This window comes from Kribbella sp. NBC_00382 (assembly GCF_036067295.1).
In the GTDB taxonomy this organism is placed as follows: Bacteria; Actinomycetota; Actinomycetes; order Propionibacteriales; family Kribbellaceae; genus Kribbella.
Map to the genome: position 1 here is coordinate 5,316,350 of NZ_CP107954.1, position 18,277 is coordinate 5,334,626.

19 protein-coding genes are annotated in these 18,277 nt (G+C 66.7%); 6 read left to right on the forward strand and 13 right to left on the reverse strand.

All coding sequences use genetic code 11. The features are described 5' to 3' along the window. Nucleotides 1-193 precede the first annotated feature (193 nt). On the forward strand, nt 194-1,162 hold the full coding sequence (locus OHA70_RS25570; protein ID WP_328321892.1) for a hypothetical protein: 969 nt from the start codon (nt 194-196) through the stop codon (nt 1,160-1,162). A gap of 175 nt (nt 1,163-1,337) precedes the next feature. On the opposite strand, the gene OHA70_RS25575 is transcribed toward OHA70_RS25570, so the two are convergent. Beyond that, a complete protein-coding gene (locus tag OHA70_RS25575; RefSeq protein ID WP_328321894.1) occupies nt 1,338-1,706 on the reverse strand; it encodes a hypothetical protein in 369 nt (122 codons plus the stop codon). A gap of 390 nt (nt 1,707-2,096) precedes the next feature. Between OHA70_RS25575 and OHA70_RS25580 the strand changes: the two genes are divergently transcribed. Beyond that, nucleotides 2,097-2,384: a YrhB domain-containing protein gene (locus OHA70_RS25580; protein WP_328321896.1), complete on the forward strand. Its 288-nt coding sequence runs from the start codon at nt 2,097-2,099 to the stop codon at nt 2,382-2,384. A 229-nt stretch (nt 2,385-2,613) separates the two neighbouring features. Here OHA70_RS25580 and OHA70_RS25585 read toward each other — a convergent pair whose 3' ends face one another. Genes OHA70_RS25585 through OHA70_RS25595 form a run of 3 tightly spaced genes read right to left on the reverse strand, consistent with a single transcriptional unit; the run spans nt 2,614 to nt 5,844 of the window. Next, nucleotides 2,614-3,501: a hypothetical protein gene (locus tag OHA70_RS25585; RefSeq protein ID WP_328321898.1), complete on the reverse strand. Its 888-nt coding sequence runs from the start codon at nt 3,499-3,501 to the stop codon at nt 2,614-2,616. A 54-nt stretch (nt 3,502-3,555) separates the two neighbouring features. After that, nucleotides 3,556-4,794, reverse strand: coding sequence for a multidrug effflux MFS transporter (locus tag OHA70_RS25590; protein WP_328321900.1), 1,239 nt, complete (start codon nt 4,792-4,794; stop codon nt 3,556-3,558). A 30-nt stretch (nt 4,795-4,824) separates the two neighbouring features. After that, nucleotides 4,825-5,844, reverse strand: a complete 1,020-nt coding sequence (locus OHA70_RS25595; protein ID WP_328321902.1) for a zinc-dependent alcohol dehydrogenase family protein — start codon at nt 5,842-5,844, stop codon at nt 4,825-4,827. Between the two features lie 184 nt (nt 5,845-6,028). Here OHA70_RS25595 and OHA70_RS25600 point away from each other — a divergent pair, with 184 nt between their 5' ends. From OHA70_RS25600 to OHA70_RS25610, 3 genes are all read left to right on the forward strand, one after another. Further along, nucleotides 6,029-6,916, forward strand: coding sequence for a helix-turn-helix transcriptional regulator (locus OHA70_RS25600; protein ID WP_328321904.1), 888 nt, complete (start codon nt 6,029-6,031; stop codon nt 6,914-6,916). A 181-nt stretch (nt 6,917-7,097) separates the two neighbouring features. Continuing rightward, nucleotides 7,098-8,114, forward strand: a complete 1,017-nt coding sequence (locus OHA70_RS25605; RefSeq protein ID WP_328321906.1) for a ScyD/ScyE family protein — start codon at nt 7,098-7,100, stop codon at nt 8,112-8,114. 261 nt (nt 8,115-8,375) lie between these two features. Beyond that, nucleotides 8,376-8,744: a methyltransferase family protein gene (locus tag OHA70_RS25610; protein ID WP_328321908.1), complete on the forward strand. Its 369-nt coding sequence runs from the start codon at nt 8,376-8,378 to the stop codon at nt 8,742-8,744. On the opposite strand, the gene OHA70_RS25615 is transcribed toward OHA70_RS25610, so the two are convergent. From OHA70_RS25615 to OHA70_RS25650, 8 genes are all read right to left on the reverse strand, one after another. After that, nucleotides 8,702-9,493: a phosphotransferase gene (locus tag OHA70_RS25615; protein ID WP_328321910.1), complete on the reverse strand. Its 792-nt coding sequence runs from the start codon at nt 9,491-9,493 to the stop codon at nt 8,702-8,704. The genes OHA70_RS25610 and OHA70_RS25615 overlap by 43 nt on opposite strands. Nucleotides 9,494-9,530: 37 nt before the next feature. Continuing rightward, nucleotides 9,531-10,022 carry a pyridoxamine 5'-phosphate oxidase family protein gene (locus OHA70_RS25620; protein ID WP_328321912.1) on the reverse strand — a complete coding sequence of 164 codons (492 nt, stop codon included), beginning with the start codon at nt 10,020-10,022 and terminating at the stop codon, nt 9,531-9,533. A gap of 10 nt (nt 10,023-10,032) precedes the next feature. After that, complete coding sequence (locus OHA70_RS25625) at nt 10,033-10,695, reverse strand: alpha/beta fold hydrolase (protein ID WP_328321914.1); 663 nt, start codon at nt 10,693-10,695, stop codon at nt 10,033-10,035. A 7-nt stretch (nt 10,696-10,702) separates the two neighbouring features. Continuing rightward, a complete protein-coding gene (locus OHA70_RS25630; protein ID WP_328321916.1) occupies nt 10,703-11,194 on the reverse strand; it encodes a hypothetical protein in 492 nt (163 codons plus the stop codon). Then, nucleotides 11,191-11,757 carry an AAA family ATPase gene (locus OHA70_RS25635; protein ID WP_328321918.1) on the reverse strand — a complete coding sequence of 189 codons (567 nt, stop codon included), beginning with the start codon at nt 11,755-11,757 and terminating at the stop codon, nt 11,191-11,193. Before OHA70_RS25635 ends, OHA70_RS25630 begins: the two co-directional genes overlap by 4 nt. Before the next feature lie 77 nt (nt 11,758-11,834). Then, on the reverse strand, nt 11,835-13,043 hold the full coding sequence (locus OHA70_RS25640) for an MFS transporter (RefSeq protein WP_328321920.1): 1,209 nt from the start codon (nt 13,041-13,043) through the stop codon (nt 11,835-11,837). After that, entirely contained in the window at nt 13,040-14,032 is a 993-nt protein-coding gene (locus OHA70_RS25645) for a LacI family DNA-binding transcriptional regulator (RefSeq protein WP_328321922.1), read from the reverse strand. Before OHA70_RS25645 ends, OHA70_RS25640 begins: the two co-directional genes overlap by 4 nt. 121 nt (nt 14,033-14,153) lie before the next feature. After that, a complete protein-coding gene (locus OHA70_RS25650; protein WP_328321924.1) occupies nt 14,154-14,750 on the reverse strand; it encodes a TetR/AcrR family transcriptional regulator in 597 nt (198 codons plus the stop codon). A 108-nt stretch (nt 14,751-14,858) separates the two neighbouring features. On the opposite strand from OHA70_RS25650, the gene OHA70_RS25655 reads away from it, so the two are divergent. After that, nucleotides 14,859-15,410, forward strand: a complete 552-nt coding sequence (locus OHA70_RS25655) for a hypothetical protein (RefSeq protein WP_328321926.1) — start codon at nt 14,859-14,861, stop codon at nt 15,408-15,410. On the opposite strand, the gene OHA70_RS25660 is transcribed toward OHA70_RS25655, so the two are convergent. Then, a complete protein-coding gene (locus tag OHA70_RS25660) occupies nt 15,366-18,200 on the reverse strand; it encodes a helix-turn-helix transcriptional regulator (RefSeq protein ID WP_328321928.1) in 2,835 nt (944 codons plus the stop codon). The genes OHA70_RS25655 and OHA70_RS25660 overlap by 45 nt on opposite strands. Between the last annotated feature and the right edge of the window lie 77 nt (nt 18,201-18,277).

Sequence of the window (18,277 nt, forward strand, 5' to 3'; positions counted from 1 at the left end):
GGTGTCTCCCTTGGACACCAGTTAGATGCACCCCGAGGGCAGGAAGTTATCTGACGAGCGCGACGGAGAGACACCGTGAGGTGCCCGTCATGCACTCGTTGCTCTTGCTACGACCGCTCTCCACACCCAGCACCGTAAGAAGAGCCGCCGACAGGTTCGGCAACAATCGAGCTCCGGCTCGCATCGTGCAGGTATGAAACCCAACCAGAACACAGCAATCCTCAAGCGCACCACGACCGTGATCGGCGGCCTCGCAATCCTGAGTACAGCTCTGGCCACAGGACCGCCGGCGCACGCATCCTCAACGGGATCGACACCGCAGGCGACGGTCCAGGCTACGGTCTGCGGCATCAAGATCGGAGAAGTGACAGCCGCCGGCGGTCTGGTGGCAACGAACTACGCCGCGACCAGACCGCCGACCCAGACGGCGTACCAGTGGGGCCCGAGCAGCCTCTACCCGGCAGGCAAGGCGCGCCTCGCGAGCTTCATCGACTTCCGGGATGCCAACGAACGCCAGGTCCTCGGCTACGTCATCCTCGGCGACGCTATGTACTTCAGCAGCTACTTCGCGAGCGCGTCCGGCGATCTCGATCCCGAGGCCGGGCCGCCGACTCTTACGCGGGTCGGCGGTGGCTGGGCGAACTACACCGCCTTCGACGTGTCCCGCTGGGCGAACTCGACCTCACACCGCACGTCCGCCTACGCGGTGCGCGACGACGGCGTACTGTCCCGTTGGACCATCGACGACCACGGCGCCTGGCGCAATCGCTGGTCGTACTCCGGTCTCAAGGGCGTGAAGTCGATCGCGGTGATCAGCAAGACGGCGACGTACGACACCCTGCTGGCAAACACCGTGACGGGCGTCCTCAAGACCATCCACATCCCGGTCAGCACTTCGCCCAAGCCAGTGATCAAGGTCGTGCGAAGCGGCACCTGGCAAGGGTTCGAGTCGCTCATCGTCACCAAGTGCGGCACCAGCGGGACGCTGCTGCTCGGCATCGACAAGGACCTGCAGAAGGGCTACCTGTACGCCGTCGGCCACGCCACCGGCACCTCCACGGTGATCCAGAGCATCGGCCTGGTCCCGGCCATCAGGTTCTACGCCCCGGTGTACTTCCGCTGGGGTGTGCCGGCGATGGACGACCCGATGAACGGCGAATGATCACCACCGTGGCCGTACTGCCGGACGGCTACACCGTACGTCCACGACACGAGTGGGCCGGAGGCTCTTAAGAACCTGTCGGCCGAGCTCGCGCCGACAGTTGCTGCCGCGATCCGCTCAAACCCGCGCTACGACGCTCTTCGAGTCCACGCTTTACGACCGGAGATGCCACCGGTTAGTGGCAGGTGAAGAAGAACCTGTCCACGTTCGCTGAGATCTCGTCCGCCTGTGGCACGCCGTCGCCGTTCAGATCGCGATAAGTGATGTGGCTACCCCCATGCAAAACCACCTGGGCTACAGGCGTGCCATCCGAGGCGTAGATCGTGCGGGGTTCTCGGCCCCCCTGCGTATTCACCGTCAACGGTCCGTTGGCGGTGAAGGAGAAGTGGGAGGTGCTGGTTCCGTAGGAGTACATGCCGTTGGGAAAGTCCACCCGGTAGGCAAACACATCGGTGCCGCTGATGTGGACGATGCCGCTGGATGTCACAACGGACTGGCCTGTGACGGTCTCGGTGGCAACGTTGGTGCCGACCAGATCCGGCAAGGAAGCACTCGGCCAGCGGACCCTCGAATGTCTCGGTTGACGTGGCAGTGAACCGGGTGACCTCCGCCGAGTTGTCCATGGCGTAGGCAGATGTGGCACCCACTAGGGACGATCCGCCCACACAACTCGCGGCCACCAGCGCGAACGCACTGCCCGCAGTCAGCACGCCTGGTGCTCGCTCAGCAAGATTTCCCAGTAAGAACAAGCGTCTGGCTCCCATGAGCCCCTCAATTAGCCGCACTGTACGCCCGAACAGGCAATCGTCCTAGGGGGCTGATCCGCTGCTCACGTCACGCAGCCCGCTGTACTGCGAAGCCGAGGGCCACCGGGATGAGTTTCAAACCGGCGGCTACTCGGACCGCCAAGGCGAGGGCTAACGAGCATAGGATCATGACAGTGACCGATGAAGAGGCTCGCGAGCTCGCATTTGCCTTCCTCGCAGACGGCAGTGACCACGTCCGCACCGGTGAGTGGGTGATCGTGGGTGCGGAAGAGCACGAGATCGCGTGGTCCGTGAGCTACCAGTCCCGCGCCTTCATCGAGTCGGGCGACATATCCCGTGCGTTGGCGGGCAACGGACCTGTCGTCGTGCCCAAGTCCGGTGCGGATCCATGGCTAGCGTGGTCGGGTCGCCCAGTGGAAGAACAGATAGCTGAGGGGCGGCCGACCCACGGCTGAAACGTACTGATCTGACGCGAGGTCAGGCTAAGACCCTATGGGCTGGGCACGGTCGGTGACTGGCCACAGCTCACCCCCGTACGACGGAGTTCCTGGCGCCGGGCCCTCGCGCGCGATCCGCGGTACGAAGATCGGGCGTCGGACCGACGGGCCACCAGTGCGAGGAGCACGGGGAAACCGTTGCCACACAACAATCCTGAGGGCCGTGGTCGTTGCCCGACCGAGGAGGTCAGTTGTTGAAGGTGGCGAGCCGCTGGTGGTGGGTGTCTCTGCGGCGTTGGGCTATGGCCGCGGTGTGGGTGGCTCGGTTCAGTGTGCGTTCGAGTTTTGTTGCGTCGCGCTGGGTGGACTGGAGTTGTCGTCTGGCGTGTTCTAGTTCGTCGGTCAGGCGGTCGATCGTGGTTTGGAGGTCTGCGGCGTGGTGCTGGGTCGCGTCGAGAGCTGATTCGGCTTCGGTGCGCGCCTGTTCGGCTTCGCGGTAGTCGGTCTCGAGCTTTTCCGTGCGGGCTTGTAGTTCTGCCCGGTGCCGCTGCAGCGTCTGGCCAGTTCTGGAGGGGGCCGGCTTCGCGGCTACTTTGGTCGCCTTCTTGGCGGGTGTGCTGCGTACGGCGCGGGGCTTTATTGGGGGGAGCTTGGCGGGGTGGCCGGTTTCGTCTATGACGCCGAAGCCGATGTGTCGTAGGGCGCTCGTCAGTTGGCCGCTGCGGAGGAGTAGGGCGGCGCCGGGGTCGATGAGTGCTGCGTCGAGGGTTTCGGTGAGGCGGTCGGTGACTGATGGGGTCACGGTTCTGCCGAGTTGCTTGGCCTGCTTCTTGGCAGAGGTGACTAGTTGCTTGATTAGGGCATGTCGCTTCGGGGTCAGGGCGCGAAGCTGGGCGCCGTCTGCGGAGAGGTGGGCTGCTCGCAGAGCCTCGCCGAGTTCGGTGAGGTCGTTGACGCCGTTGGGGTCGGTACGGACGAGCAGGTTGGCCAGCCATGCCGCGAGTGTCGGTTTCCGCAGAGCCCTGATCGCGGCGGCGGTTGCGCCGTCGGCGTTCTTGGCCAGTTGATTGCGGGCAGCGGTGAACTCGTTTGGTGTCAGGCCGTACAGCTCTATGGCCGCCGTGTCGAGATCCACCTCTCCACAGTGCCCCGGCTAACCACTGATAGTCCAGGCGTGAGAGCACGCGAATTACGTTTTAATCGAACAAAGATTCGATCTTGCAATGAGGAGGCCGGCCATGGAGACTGCGGCGCCTGCGGTGATCAGTAGGGCCATGGGGACGGCGGTGGTGGAGCCGCCGAGGCCGGCGATGGGGGCGATTGTTCCGGCGGCGACCCATTGGACGAAGCCTTGGACGGCGGATCCGGTGCCGGGGTGTTCGGGGACGGCGGCTGATGCGAGTGCGCCGCCGTTGGGAATCATGAGGCCTTGCGCGGTCATGAGGACGAAGAAGCAGGCCATGGTCAGAATCAGTGGTGTCCCGAACCACATTGCGCCGGCCAGCATGGCGATGCCCGCGGCGAGGGCGGCGATCTGCCCGGTCAGGATGATCTTGCGGGTGGAGACTCGCCCGGCAAGCCGGGCGGCGATGAGGGCGGCCACGGTCATGCCGGCGGCGTTGGCGGCGAAGTCGATCGAGTAGGCGATCGGGGAGAGCCCGTTCATGGCCTGCAGGACGAACGCCGAGGTGGCGACGTAGGCGAACAGCGCTCCCATCGCGGCACCGGCGACTATCAGGTACCCGACGTATTCGCGGTTGCCGAGGACGATCCGCCCGGCGGTGAGGAAGGTTCTCAGGCCGCCTGCGTGGCGGCGTTCGCGGGGGAGCGATTCGGGCACGGCGATCAAGACCGCCACGATCATGGCCAGTCCGAGGGCAGCAACCACCCAGAACGAGACCCGCCAGTCAGACAGTTGCAGGATGGCGGCGCCGACGAGAGGACCGACGATGGGGGCGAGACCGCCGACTCCGGCGATGATGTTGAGCACCCGTACGAGCTGGGCGCCGGTGGCGAGGTCGACGATGACCGCCCGGCCAATCACCATCGCCCATCCACCGGCGAAGCCCTGGACGAACCGGGCAGCCGTCATCACCGCGATGGTGGGCGTGAGGGCGCACGCGATCGAGGCTGCGGCCATGACGGCCAGCGCCAGGATCAGCGGCGTACGACGGCCGCGCTGGTCCGAGACGGGGCCGCCGACGAGTTGCCCGAGCGCCATACCGACGAAGAATGTGGTCAGTGTGAGCTGGACCTGCGTCGCTGTACTGGACAGGTCGCCGGCGACCTGTGGGAAGGCCGGGACGTACATGTCTGTAGCCAATGGAGCGATCGCGGTGAGGAACACGACCGTCGCCACCAGGCCCGCTGTGAGGCGGGCCTGACGACGGTCCGTGAGCCCGGTCAGTGCCGCCGTGGTGCTGCGCACGATTCCTCGGTCCTCTCGTGACAGGTGCAATCAGACGGTCAGCAGCACCTTTGTAGCGGTGCGCTGATCCATGGCTCGGTAGCCCTCGGCGGCCCGCTCCAGCGGCAGGGTGAGGTCGAAAACCCTGCCAGGGTTGACTTTGCGGTCCCAGATGAGCTGGACGAGTTCTGGCAGGAACCGGCGGACCGGAGCCGGCCCGCCGTGGAGATGGACGCCGGCCATGAACAGTTCGTCACCAGGGATCGCGACATCGTGAGAGACGCCGACGAATCCGACGTGGCCGCCAGGCCTGGTGGAGTGGATGGCCTGCATCATGGCTTCCTGCGTGCCGACGGCCTCGATCACCGAGTGGGCTCCGAGCCCGCCGGTCAGTTCCTTGACCCGGGCCACGCCGTCATCGCCGCGTTCTTCGACGATGTCGGTGGCGCCGAACTCCTTGGCCAGGGCTTGGCGGTCGGCATGGCGGCTGAAGGCGATGATCCGCTCCGCGCCGAGTTGCTGTGCGGCGAGGATGCCCAGGAGCCCGACGGCGCCGTCTCCGACGACCGCGACCGTCTTGCCCGGGCCGGCCTGGGCCGCGACGGCGGCGAACCAGCCGGTACCGAGTACGTCGGAAGCCGCCATCAGCGACGGGATCAGGTCGGGGTCGGGCATTGCCGGGGTGGCCACGAGGGTGCCGTCGGCAAGCGGGATCCGCGCCCGCTCGGACTGGGTACCGATGGTTCCCATCAGGACGCGGTGCACGCAGTAGGCCTGGTATCCGGCCTGGCAGATCTCGCAGGTGTTGTCCGAGGCCCAGAACGAGCCGACGACGAAGTCACCGACCTTGACGCTGCGCACCTGATCGCCGATCTCCTCGACGACGCCGACGTACTCGTGGCCCATCACCTGGTGGTCGACCGGCTCGGCGCCCCGGTAGGGCCAGAGGTCGCTGCCGCAGATACAGGTCGCGGAAAGGCGGATGATCGCGTCGGTCGGTTCCTGAATGGTCGGGTCGGCGAGGTCCTCGACACGGACATCGCCGGGGGCGTGCATGACAACTCCACGCATGAAAGGTCTCCTTGAACAGGTCAGATACTCGAACGGGACTGGTTGACGGCGGTCGCCGCGCGGGTCCGTCCGAGGAAGGTCATGTCTCCAGCACATCCGGTACGCCGTGCGCGGGGAAGTCACTGCTGATGGGTGTACTGCCAGTACATCCCTCCTGCGCGCTGAGCGTCGTACTGTCGATCTTGTGGACAATCGAGTCGAAGTGCGCGAGTTCCTCACCACCAGGCGCGCCAAGATCAGCCCCGACCAGGCCGGCCTGCCCGCCATCGGGCCACGGCGTGTCCCAGGCCTGAGGCGCAGCGAAGTCGCCTCGCTGGCCGGAATGAGCGTCGAGTACTACGCGAAGCTCGAGCGCGGCACCTTGGCCGGTGTCTCCTCCGGCGTCCTCGAGGCCCTGGCCCGGGCGCTGCAGCTCGACGACGCCGAACGCGCTCACTTGCTCCGCCTTGCGCACGAGGCCGACGGCAGCAACGCTGTCCTGCGCCGCCCGCGACGTCCGAAGCCGGTACCGGTTCGGGCCAGCCTGCAGTGGACGCTCGACGCCATCACCACCTCGCCCGCGATCATCGGCAACGACCGCCTCGACCTGCTCGCTGCCAACCAGCTAGGGCGCGCCATGTACTGCGACGCCTACACAGACCCGGCCAAGCCGCCGAACTTCGCCCGGTTCACCTTCCTGGACAGCGCAGCACACCGGTTCTACCCCGACTGGGAACTCGCCGCCGACATGACCGTGGCCAACCTGCGCACAGCCGCCGGCAAAGACCCCCACGACAAAGCCCTCCACGACCTCGTCGGCGAGCTGTCCACCCGCAACGACGACTTCCGGCGCCGCTGGGGCGCCCACAACGTCCGCACCCACGGCGCCGGTGTCAAACACTTCCACCACCACACCGTCGGCGATCTCACCCTGGCCTACGAAAGCATGGACCTACGCGCCGACCCCGGCCTCACCATGACCATCTACGCCGCCGAACCCGGCTCCGCCACCGAAGACGCCCTCAAACTCCTCGCCAGCTGGGCCGCCACCGCACCCGAGCAAACCCCCGCCCAAGAACAACAGCCCTCCTAGCCGGGCTACCGGACGCCGTCTGGTGTGGGTGGGGGTTGTCTCTTGACGGGGCTGGGGTGCGGGTGGAGGGTGGCGAGGTCGGTACAAGATGGTTCCCGGGTTGGCGCAGTGGGCTGTCAGATCAGGCCACCGCAGTGCGGCGACCGTTGTAGGTACTGAAGTTTTCCCAGGGGAGTACCCCATGTTTGCCGTGCGTCGGGTTGTTCTGTTCATTGCTGCCTTCGGTCTGGTGAGTGGGGTGATCGCGCCGACCGCGAGCGCGCATCACGGGCTAGGGCCGGTGGTGACTCGGCTTGCCAGCTTCGGTACTGGTGGGCTCGTGACGGGGAGCACGATCGGGCCCGATGGGGCGTTGTATGTCACGGACGGGAACGCCGGCAGCGTGTTGCGGATCGATCGTCGGAGCGGGCGGGTGAGCACCTATGCCACGGGGTTGCCGAAGACGGTATTGCCCGGTGCCATTGGTGGACCGGTTGACATCGCATTTGTTGGCCGTACCGCCTATGTGCTGGTCACCTTGGTCAGCGGTGTCGTCGCCGGTACGCCGTTCGGGGACAGCAACGACAAGAACGGCATCTACCGGCTCAAGCGGGGTGGCGGTTACACCGTTGTGGCCGACATCGGCAGTTGGTCGGTGGACAACCCGCCGGTACCGGCGATCTTCATCGACACCGGCGTGCAGTACGCGATGGAGCCGTACCGTGGTGGGTTCCTGGTCACCGACGGGCATCACAACCGGGTGTTGCAGGTCCGGCAGAACGGCTCGATCAACGAGGTCGCGACATTCGGGAACGAAGTGCCGACCGGGCTTGAAGTTGCCAAGGGCAAGGTCTTCATGACTCTGGCCGGCCCGAACCCGCACGCACCGGAAGACGGAAAGGTCCTCGCGCTCCGTCGCGGCTCGGGCCCGGTCGAGGTCGGCAGCGGAGCAAGCATGCTGATTGACGTCGAGCGTGGACCGGGCGGCAGGTTGTACGCCCTGTCGCAGGGGCAATGGAACGGTGTAGGCGAGGGCACCCCCGCCTTGCCCGACACCGGCCGGCTGGTTGTCGTCAAGCACAACGGAAGCCTGGCGCCCGTCGTCGACGTCCACGGCCATCAACTGATCCTCGACCGCCCGACCTCGATGGAGTTCGTCGGCCACACCGCGTACTTCGTGTCGGTGGTCGGCGTCGTCTACAAGATCGACAATCTCTGACCGGTACGAGACCCCTGGCGATCCCCCAAGAGCGGTCATTGTGGCTACGGTGGGCGTATGGGCAACTTGTCGGCGCTGGTGCGGGTGTCGATTGGGTGTTGGGTGGGGTTGGAGGTTGTGCTTGCGGTTCGGGATGTTGTGCGGCGTAAGGCTGGGGCGCGGCGGGATCGGGGGACTCGGGTAGTTGTTTCGCTGAGCCTTGTGGCTGCGTTTGGTGTTGGGTGGTTGATGCGGATTCGGGTGCAGGGGTTGGCTACACCTGTGCCTGAGGTGTTCGCTGGTGCAGGGGTGGTGGTGATCTGGGCCGGGCTGCTTGTCAGGGTGTGGGCGGTTTTGGCTCTGGGCAGGTCGTTCAGTACGTATGTGCAGGTGGATGATGAGCAGGCTGTGGTTACTGGTGGTCCTTACCGGTGGGTTCGGCATCCGTCGTACAGCGGGCTGCTGCTGATTTGTCTGGGGTTCGGCGTTGCTCTTGCCAACTGGTTGTCGATTGTGGTTTGTCTTGTTGTGCCTGCGCTGGGATTGTTGCCGCGGATTGCTGTTGAGGAGGCTGAGCTTGTTCGGGTGCTTGGTGAGCGCTATCGCAGCTACCAGAAGACGACACACCGGCTCGTCCCGGGATTATGGTGATGGCGATGGTGCGGAGGCGGTCTACTCGGTTGGGTAGGTCGTACAGCAACTCCTCGATGCTCTCCTCGATCGCCTGGCTGTTGCCCATCCACCAGGTGGCTGGGGTTCGGTCGAGGGAGACCAGGATGGGTTTTGAAGTCGCCGTGGGTTGTGACTGGGTCGGGGGCGATTTCGCAGAGTTTCTCGATGCGGGTCGAGAGGTCGAGGACAAGCGGTAGGCGGTCGCGGGCGAGTGAGGACCAGGGGCGGTTGCGGTACTCCGCTTCGGCGGTCCATTCCTCCCAGGTCGTGCGGGGCCAGATCGGGCCTCGCCACCAGTGTGGGAGGCCGACGTGGTTCGTTGGCTCGAGTTGGTGGATTCGAGCCATTGTCCGGCCCAGCCACTTGGAGAGGTCGTCGTCGGGGCGTAGTGGGCGGTGCTCGATCCAGGGGTAGACGCGGAAGAGCCGATCGTTGATGAGGGCAACGCAGCCCAGCCAGGGGTCGATCGGGGGGATCGGGGATGGCATGTCGATGCCGGCCTCGAGGGCTCGGAGTTCGAAGGCCATTGCGGCGGCGAGTTGGTCGGGCAGGCCACCTGGGGTGAACTCGCGGCCTCGCTCGGCCCATGCTCCCTTGACGAAGTAGCTGCCCTGGTTCGTGTCGAGGCGCCAAGTCTCGGTGGCGCCGCGTCTGACGAACTGCAGGTCGCTCAGCGGTCGGCCGAGATCGAAGGCGTGTGCGATGGCCTCGGGAGACGGTGCGTCCATGGTTCGCCAACGGGTGTCGCTGGCGCTGAGTTCCGAGTTACCGGGATTCCTGCCAGGCGTGTTCGGCGAAGCTGAAGAGGCGGTGGGGGGTCATTCTGAGCCAGGCTGTTGCCCAGTCGAGGGTGCCGTCGTTGTTGCGTTGTTTGGTGAGGGCCTCGACTTCTGGTGGGGCTGTTGGCAGGACTTCGGCGGGGCCTTCGGTGAGGACGGCGGCGTGGGTGTCGTGTTCGCCTTCTAGTACTGACAGGGCTAGCCAGGGATTGGCCTGTACGTTGCGGAGGCGGATCGCTGCGCCGAGGGTGGGGAGCCAGAAGGCTCCTGCGTAGGGCGTGAACAGGGTGGGGGCGGCATGGGCGCGGCCGTCGGCGCGGGTGGTGGATGCGAGCGCGTAGCTGCGACGGGTCAGGTACTCGGCCAGTTGGGGACCGGTGAGGCGGCGCTCCGGTGGGTAGGCATTGCGTACTGCCTGTCCGCCCTTGTCGAAGGACGCTTCTTGTAGCTGGCCTAGCCAGGTCGCCAGATCATCCATGGGTCGGATCCTAATCAGCCAGGGTGTCGAGGAGGGTTGCGAGGCTGTGGGGGTCGCGGCGGGCGATGTTGTGGCCCACGGGGATTTCGTGGAACTGCCAGGTGGGGTCGGTGCGTAGGCGTTCGGTCAACAGCGCGAACGGGGTGCCTGGCCATGGGCCGCCGCTGATGAAAGTACGGGGGAGTGTGGGTACCCCGGCCAGGGTGATGGATTGGAGGAAGCTCGGTAGTGGGTGCGGGCGGGCACGGGGGTCGAGGCCGTCGGGGACTGCTACCCAGCGGCCGTCGGTGCGGGCGCCGGCTATGAACAGGTCACGGAAGGCGTCGCTGGTCAGCGACCAGCAGGAGTCGCCGTCTTCGGGGACATAGGCGTCGATGAAGACCAAGTGGTCAAGGCGATCAGCGAGGCGGTCTGCGACTCCCGCGATGACCAGCCCGGCGTAACTGTGGCCGCACAGGGCGATGCGTGCTTCGTCGTCGCTGTTGATGATCTCGGCCACTTGGTCGATGTGGGTGTCGAGGTTCGGTGGATTCTCCAACGAGGCTGGGCCGTCCAACTCCAAGCCTGACAGGGTTACTGCCTCGACTTGGTGGCCGCTAAGGCGGAGCTCTTCGGCCACCTCGTCGAATACCCACCCGCCTTGCCAGCCGCCTGGCACCATCACGAATTTCATTGCGTCATCAGTCCCAGAGAGTTAGGCGTTGCCACGTGTGGTTGGTGATGAAGTCGCGGCGGTGCTCGGACCATTGGGACAGGGCTTCGGTGACGTCGCCGAGGTCGACTCCCTGGACCTGGTAGTGCTGCTGCGGTGAGCCGTCGCGGTACTCGAGGGAGAAGGTTCCGTCGTCGTTGCGCGCCTGGGCGAAGTAGTCGTCCCGGGCGGTGTCGACGATGACGTAGTTGCCGATGTCGCGCAGTTCCTGTGAGAGGAAGAGCGGCCAGCGCTCGGGGATGGCTGCTCGCCCTTGCGAGGTGGTGATGGCCACCACTCCGTCGTCGCTCTCGTGGTCCGGGAAGTGGGCGGCGAGTGCTTCGGAGTACAGCTGGATTTTCTCCGTGGGTGCGACGAGGGCGCCCTCAAGGTAGTGGCTGAACAAGGCTTTGAAGGTGGCAGCGGCGTTGTGCCCGCTGGTTGGGGCGTCGCCTTCCCAGATCGCGAAGTCGTAGCTCACTCGGGGGAGTATGCCGTAGAGCGGGGGCCGTACTGGTTGGGTAAGGAAGGCCAGCGTTGGGAGGCCCAGTGGGACCAGGTGGGGTGGTTGGGTGGGACGGGCGGGATGACGGAGCCTAGGAGTTCTTCGTCGTCGGGGGGTTCGAATTGGGTTCGCCAGGCTGCCAGTTCGGCGTCGGTGATGTGGAACGTTTCGTGCGGGGTGGTGCTGAAGCGGCTGGTGATGCGGTGGCGTTGTTCTTCGTGGTCTATCGGGAGGTAGACGACTTGGCTGTGGGCGCCGATGGTGGTGGCGATCCAGCGGAGGGCGGAGCGTTCGGCTTGGGACCAGAAGCCGAAGTCGAGGATGACGTTGGTGCCTAGTTCGGCGGTGCGCATGCCGACCTGGATGAGCCTGCCTTCGACGAGGTCGCGTTTGTCCGGTGGGTTCTGGTCGCCGAAGAGGGCGATCTGCCATTCGTCGGTGGTGAGGCGCAGGGCCGGGGCGGTGAGTTCCAGCTGTTTGGCGTGGGTTGTTTTGCCGGCGCCGGGGAGGCCGACGATCAGGTAGACGGTTGCGGGCATGCAGTCAGGTGTACCAGCGACGACCTTCGCCGGCGTGGCCACCGTGTCGAGCTACGTCACCATGAAGACACTCTGACTCACAGGTTGTGGGCGGCTGAGCGGGTCATCGCGGCCAGGCCAATGACGGCGAAGAGGCCGAGCGCGGCCGGGATGAGAAACACCTGGGGGAGTCCGAGAGTCGCGGCTCCGATGCCTCCGGCAGCTCCGCCCAGGGCAGAGGCAAGAGCGGTCGAGCTGACGAAGACGGCTGAGGCGGTGGCGACGGTTGTCGGCAGAAGGCGTTGGGCGACGATGATGCCGAGCGCGGCGAAGACGCCCCACGCGCCACCCATCAGGATCTGTCCCGCGAACAACCCGGCGGCGGTACCGGTGGTGGCGAAACAGATGTTGGCGCCGACCCCGAACGCAGCGCCGACGACCATCAGCCGCATCGTCCCGACCCGGCGCGCAGCGAGTACGGCCAACGGCATCAGGACGATCTCGACCAGCGGCTGAATGCCGATGATCGCGCCGCTCAATCCGGAGGGGAAATCCAGCTGCTCGTTCATGTAGATCGGCAGATATGCGTACTTGATCGGTTCCCCGGCGTAGACGAGAACGTAGAGCGCGGTGAAGGCGAGCAACGGCACCATCGCCCGTATGCCGGGTCGGCGACTACTCGATTCGGTCGTCGACCAGGCCTTGGGTGGAGTCCTGAGAACGCCCAGCGGGAGTACCTGGGCAAGGGTGCAGATCGCCGTCGCCAGCAGCATGATGCGCAGCGAGGTGTGGGCGGCCAGGAACGATCCAGCGACCGGACCGACCACCCAGCCGCCGGTCAGCGCCATCCGGACAACGGCCACCACGCCGTCGTTGCCGGGATTCGGATGCGCCTCCAACTCATCGTGGATCGCGGCGAAGAGCTGAGAGGTCGCGGCGCCGGCGAACCCGAGTACGACTGCGCTGATGAGGTACGGCATCCAAAGCTGGGTTGAGAAAGCGATCCCTGTCCACCCGGCGAATCCGGCGACGGCGCAGATGCGGAACAGGCCGAGGCGTGCGCCGGTGCGATCGGACCTTGAACCGACCAGATAGCCGATCACCGGTGCGGTCAGGCTCGTGAGATAGAAGAGTCCGGCGGCGCTGAGCGAGGCCCCCAACTCGTTGACCAGGAACGACGCGATCTGGGGTGCGGCCGCGGAGAAGCCGAGGCCGGAGAGGAACAGCGCGATGGTCGCGCCCCGGTAGAGCGGCGACGCGAGGGTCAGCCGCCAGGCCGGCGTACGGACGACCGGCTCAAGGGTCATCCGCGAGTGCTCTGCCGGACGACGAGCTCGACCGGAAACTGCTGGCGATGCCCCGGTACCAGAGAACCTTCCAGCAATAGCCGGGTGGCGGCCGCGGCCATCTCCTCGACGGGCAGGCGCATCGTGGTCAGGGGCGGGTTGGCGCAGACGGCGGCGATGCTGTCGTCGAAGCCGATGATGCTCACCTGATCGGGCACCCGCCGGCCGGTGGAGGTGATGGCCTGTACGGCGCCAGCGGCCATCAGGTCGCAGGCGATGAACATCCCGTCGATGTCCGGGTCTTGGTCGAGCAACTGTTGCGCTGCCCGGTACCCGCCAGCTTGGAGGAAGTTGCCGTCGGCGCTCAGGTCCGCGAGGCCAAGGCGTTGCACGGCACGCAGGTACCCGGTCCGTCGGTCGATGGCGCACGGGTTGAGGGCTGGTCCGTTGATGGCGGCGATCCGGCGACAACCGAGTTCGTGCAGGCGGTTCACCGCGGAGTACGCGCCGCCGATGTTGTCGGCCTGCATACCGGGAACTGATGGGTCGGTGGGCACCAGCGAGACGACTCGGCGGCATCGATGGTGGAACCTGGCCGCGAGTTCGGGAGTGATGTCGGCGAGCACGGCGCCGAGGGTGGCGTTCGCGGCGAGCTCGTCGATCGCTTCGGCGGCGTTCTCCTGGCCGATGGCGTGCAAGCGCAGTTGCGCGTTGACGCCTTCGAGGACGGGCATCATGCCGGCCAGTACCCGGCTGAAGTACGGATGGGTACCGAGCCAGCCGATGCCCGCGCCATAGCTCACCGCGATGACGTCGATGGCGCGCTGACGTCCGGTGGCCAGTGCTCTGGCTGTCTCGTTGGGTTGGTAGCCCAGCTCGCTGACGGCTGCGCGAACGCGCTCTCGCAGGGGCAAGGACGCGCCGGGCTCGTTGTTGATCACGCGGGACGCGGTCGCCCGGGAGACCCCGGCCACGCGCGCGACATCTGCGATTGTGGGCTGGAGGCTCATCGGCGGATCTACTCTCCGTTAGGGGCGTGTTCGGGCGGCGTACCGTCTCGAACGGTAGACCCGAGAGCGCTCTCAGGCGAAGAAGTCCCGCGCTCCCGCCGGCGGCAGCGTGGGGAGTCTGTTAGGCGGGTTTGGCTGTGGTGGCCGTGCGATACGTGAGGAGGCCTTCTACGCCTTGGAGGAAGGTTTCGCAGACTTGGGTGGGGTCTGTTAGGCAGCCGGTGGCCATGGCGCCGTCTCGGAGCATGATGAAGTGGCGGGCTGGGGGTTCGGGGGAGGCGTCGCCTAGTTGGGTGAAGAGGGTGGCGATGGTGGTGGCGAACCAGTCGCGGTGGGCCAGGACTGCTTGGTGGACAGGGTGTTCGGGGTCGGGGTACTCGGCGGCGGCGTTGAGGAAGGCGCAGCCTCGGAAGCCGTCGGAGGTGATGCCTGCGGTGATGGATTTCGCGACCGCCCGGATGCTGTCGGCGGCTGAGTCGGCGCCGGCGATGGCCTGGTCGAGTTGGTCGCGTTCGAGCTGGGAGACGCCCTCTAGATAGGCGAGGACCAGCTCTTCCTTGCCGGCGAAGTGCCGGTACAACGTCGCCCGCGTCACCTGGGCCTCGGCGACGATGCGGTCGATGCCGACGGAGTGGATGCCCTCCGTGTAGAAGATGCGCGTCGCCGTGCCGAGCAGCCGCGAGCGCGCCTCGGACACCCGTCCCTGAGTCTTCACCATCTGCCCGAGCGTAACAGAAAGGTAGAACGTTCTGTCTTGACAACACCGCCGGTCAGCACTCATCGTGGTGAGAGGTAGAACGTTCGGTCTCTTTCGAAAGGCTCACCCGTGACCACCATCGAAGCCACCCCGCACACCATCGCCCCAGCCCTGCGCCGCCTGTACTTCGCACGCGCAGCGTTCGCCATCGTCTGGGCCGGGCTGATGTTCGCCACCAAGTCACACCTCGGCCCGATCAGCGTCGCCCTGATCGTCCTGTACCCGTTGTTCGACGTCGCCGCCGCAGTCGTGGACACGCGTTCCACCGGCCCGTCCCGCGGCCTCTACGTCAACATGGCGATCAGCCTGCTCGCCGCGATCGGTCTGGCCATCGCCTGCTCCTCCGGAGTACCGGCGGTCCTGCGAGTCTGGGGTGCCTGGGCGGTCGTCGCCGGCCTGATTCAGCTGATCGTCGGCGCCGGCCGTCGCAAGCTGGGCGGCCAGTGGCCGATGATCCTCAGCGGCGGCATCTCCGTGCTGGCAGGGCTTTCGTTCATCGCCGGGGCTTCCGCCGACAACCCCAAGCTGACCAACGTGGCCGGGTACGCCGTACTCGGTGGCATCTTCTTCCTGATCTCAGCGATCCGCCTCGGCCGTCAACAGCCCGGTGCTGTGAGCTAAGGCGGCTGCCTCCGTGCGGGTCGTGACGGAGAGCTTGCGGAGGACTCGGGCCACATGGGTGGCAACGGTGTTGGAGGAGACGAAGAGTTCTTGGGCTATCTCCGCATTGGAGAGGCCTCGGGCCAGGACCTTCAGTACTACGAGTTCGCGGGCGGTCAGGCCATAGGAGTTTGCCTCGACCGGCGTCTCGGTCAGGCCGGCTCGCGTCGTCAAAGCGGCGATGTCCGCCAGCAAGGGCGCGGCTGACAGTTCGGTGGCCAGCGTGTGGGCCTCGGCCAGGCGGAGGCGGGCGCCAGGTTTGTTGCTGGTGGCAAGGGCTGCCGCGGCTGCGGCCGTGAGGGCCATGGCCAGGTCGAACGGCTCGGAGAGCGCGCGCCAGGCGGAGACAGCGAGGTCCCAGGACTTCATGGTGTTGGACTCGGCGGCTTCGGCGGTGCGGAGCGCGGCGGCGACGGTGGGCCAGCGGGATTCGCCGTCGGCCAGCAGGGCCCGTACTTCGTTGAGACGGGTCGTGGGCTGCCTGCGGTGGGAGCGGGAGTGGCGTTCGAAGTAGACGCCGACCAGCAGTACCCAGGCCGTTTCGTAGTACAGGACGTCCCCGCCGGCCAGAACTCGGTCGAAGTGGTCGGAGAGGATTTTCTCGGCGCCGTCGAGGTCGCCTTGGCCGGCCAGCACCAGGACGCGGAGGCTGGCGAAGAAGTGTTCGAAGGCGGCGGGGCGGCGGTCGCCGAAGGTTCGCTCGGCGATGGCGATCAGCTCGGCGGCGTAGTCGAGATCTCCACGCCTGCAAGCGATCTGGGCGACCAGGAAGCGCAGGGCAGCGTCGCTGCGAGGAGGCGGACCGTCGGCGAGGGCATCGTCGATGACGTCCAGGGCCTCGTCCCAGCGGCCGAGGTAGAACAACGCGTAGGCGCGGTTCTGCGCGAGCATGCTGCCGCGGGCGCGGCCGAGTCCCCAGCGTTCGGAGGTCTGCTGACCTGCCGCGATCAGTGCGACTGCCTCCTCGCGGCGGCCGTCCTTGTTGAGGGTCAGGCCGGCCCACTGCACGGCCGTCAAATACGTGTAGTGGTCGCCGCCGGCTTCCGCTGCCGCGCGGCAGTCGGCGTACTGCCGCAGGGCGGACTCGACGTCACCGCTGCGGTCGTCGACCCAGCCGAAGACCAGCAGTGCCGACGCGCGAAGGGCAGCATCTCCAAGCGCAAGCTCGTACGCCTCCGTGGCACAACTGGATGCGCGCGACTGCAGTCCGTCGATGCAGTGCAAGTAGGCCAGTGAGGAAAGCAGTCTGCTCCGCAGCGCATCGTCGGCACCGGCCGGGATGAGCTCGACAGCGCTCGTCAGGTCGTCGATCCCGCTGTTGTCGATCCGATTCCGCAACAGCCCTCTGGTCCCGAGGAGCCGAGCAGCCATTGCGGGCTCCTCAGCGAAGGAAACGATGGCCAGCGCCTCGGTCGCCGAGGCAACGCCTGACGTCGACTGCCCGGCCGCGTAGGCCGCTTCGACCGCGGCCAGGAGGACCTTGACCCTGGAAGCCCCGATCAGGTCAGCAGAGTCCGCGTCCCACAGGCGGAGGACTCGCTCGAGCAGGTTCAGTTGCTCGTCGTAGGCATGCTGCTGCAAGGCGATCGCAGCCGCCTGCCAAGCGGCCTGCAATGACAACGCTGGTTCGCCCGCCGCGGCCCAGTGCTCTGCCAGCGCCGCCGCTGAATCCGTACGGTCCGCAAGCGCTCGCGCATAGCCGGCATGGAGCCGACGCCGGCGCCCGGGGAGCAGCGACCCGTAGACAGCCTCGCGAATCAGATCGTGCCGGATCGCATAACCGTCGGCCGTCGCGATCAACTGGTTCCGCGCGATCAGTTCGCGCAGCGCCTCGTCCGGCGGGCCGTCGCAGACCTCGGAGAGCAGCTCGTCGGTCACTCCGGCCCCGGCGACCGCGATGGTCTCCAGTAGCTGCCGCGCTTCTGGAGACAGGTCCGCGACCCGGTCCAGTAGGAGTGTGCTGAGGTTGGCGAGCCCGGCAGGCGAAGTACCGGAGGCTCTTAAAGCCTCTACGAATAAGGGGTTTCCGGCGCTGCGTCGGTGGATCTCGGCGCTGACCACGGGATGCGCGGGCTGCCCCTCGATCGCGGAGAGCAGCGCGCCGACCTGCTGGCGGCTGAGCGGTTGCAACTCCAGCTGGACGACCTCGGCCCGGCGCCCGAGCTCCCCGAGCAACTGCCGGGTCGGATGCCCGGCCACCAGATCGCCGGTACGGACCGTGCCCACCAACAGCACCGCCCGCGGCCCGAGGTTGCGGGCCAGGTAGACGAACAGCTCCCGACTCGACGCATCAGCCCACTGCAGGTCTTCGACCAGTACTACGACAGCCCGGTCGCTCGCCGCCTGGTCGAGCAGCGTCGCCAACTCCTCGAACAGCCGGATCTGGCCGCCGTCAGCAGGAGTCAACCCGAGTTCCGGGAGCCAGGCGGCCAGCGCAGTACCGTCCGACGGGAGTGCTGCGCGCAACCGCTCAGGGCCCCAGGTACGGAGCAGGTCACGGAGTACGGCGACGAATGGGACCCATGGCGTACCGCCCGCGCCGAGCTCGAGACAGCCGCCGGACAGTACGAGCGGGTCGCCGGGCAGCGCGCTGAGCGCGGTCGACGTCAGGCGGGACTTGCCGATGCCCGCCTCGCCCGAGACGAGCACGGTGACCGACTCGCCCCGGGCAGCTTTCTCGTACGCCGCCAGGATCTCGGCCAGTTCGTCGCTCCGCCCGACCAGCTCCGGGCTGACGATTGTCGTCGGCATGCCGCCCATGGTCGCACCTGAAGGGATCGGGACCGGATGTCACCAGATCAGGTGACGACCGGGACGGGGGGCGGCGG

What these genes read in the sequence shown, in the direction of transcription:
- OHA70_RS25570 (WP_328321892.1), top strand. Translation starts at nt 194, where the DNA reads ATGAAACCCAACCAGAACACAGCAATCCTCAAGCGCACCACGACCGTG.
- OHA70_RS25580 (WP_328321896.1), top strand. Translation starts at nt 2,097, where the DNA reads ATGACAGTGACCGATGAAGAGGCTCGCGAGCTCGCATTTGCCTTCCTC.
- OHA70_RS25595 (WP_328321902.1), bottom strand. Translation starts at nt 5,844, where the DNA reads ATGCGTGGAGTTGTCATGCACGCCCCCGGCGATGTCCGTGTCGAGGAC.
- OHA70_RS25605 (WP_328321906.1), top strand. Translation starts at nt 7,098, where the DNA reads ATGTTTGCCGTGCGTCGGGTTGTTCTGTTCATTGCTGCCTTCGGTCTG.
- OHA70_RS25615 (WP_328321910.1), bottom strand. Translation starts at nt 9,493, where the DNA reads ATGGACGCACCGTCTCCCGAGGCCATCGCACACGCCTTCGATCTCGGC.
- OHA70_RS25620 (WP_328321912.1), bottom strand. Translation starts at nt 10,022, where the DNA reads ATGGATGATCTGGCGACCTGGCTAGGCCAGCTACAAGAAGCGTCCTTC.
- OHA70_RS25625 (WP_328321914.1), bottom strand. Translation starts at nt 10,695, where the DNA reads ATGAAATTCGTGATGGTGCCAGGCGGCTGGCAAGGCGGGTGGGTATTC.
- OHA70_RS25635 (WP_328321918.1), bottom strand. Translation starts at nt 11,757, where the DNA reads ATGCCCGCAACCGTCTACCTGATCGTCGGCCTCCCCGGCGCCGGCAAA.
- OHA70_RS25640 (WP_328321920.1), bottom strand. Translation starts at nt 13,043, where the DNA reads ATGACCCTTGAGCCGGTCGTCCGTACGCCGGCCTGGCGGCTGACCCTC.
- OHA70_RS25645 (WP_328321922.1), bottom strand. Translation starts at nt 14,032, where the DNA reads ATGAGCCTCCAGCCCACAATCGCAGATGTCGCGCGCGTGGCCGGGGTC.
- OHA70_RS25650 (WP_328321924.1), bottom strand. Translation starts at nt 14,750, where the DNA reads ATGGTGAAGACTCAGGGACGGGTGTCCGAGGCGCGCTCGCGGCTGCTC.
- OHA70_RS25660 (WP_328321928.1), bottom strand. Translation starts at nt 18,200, where the DNA reads ATGCCGACGACAATCGTCAGCCCGGAGCTGGTCGGGCGGAGCGACGAA.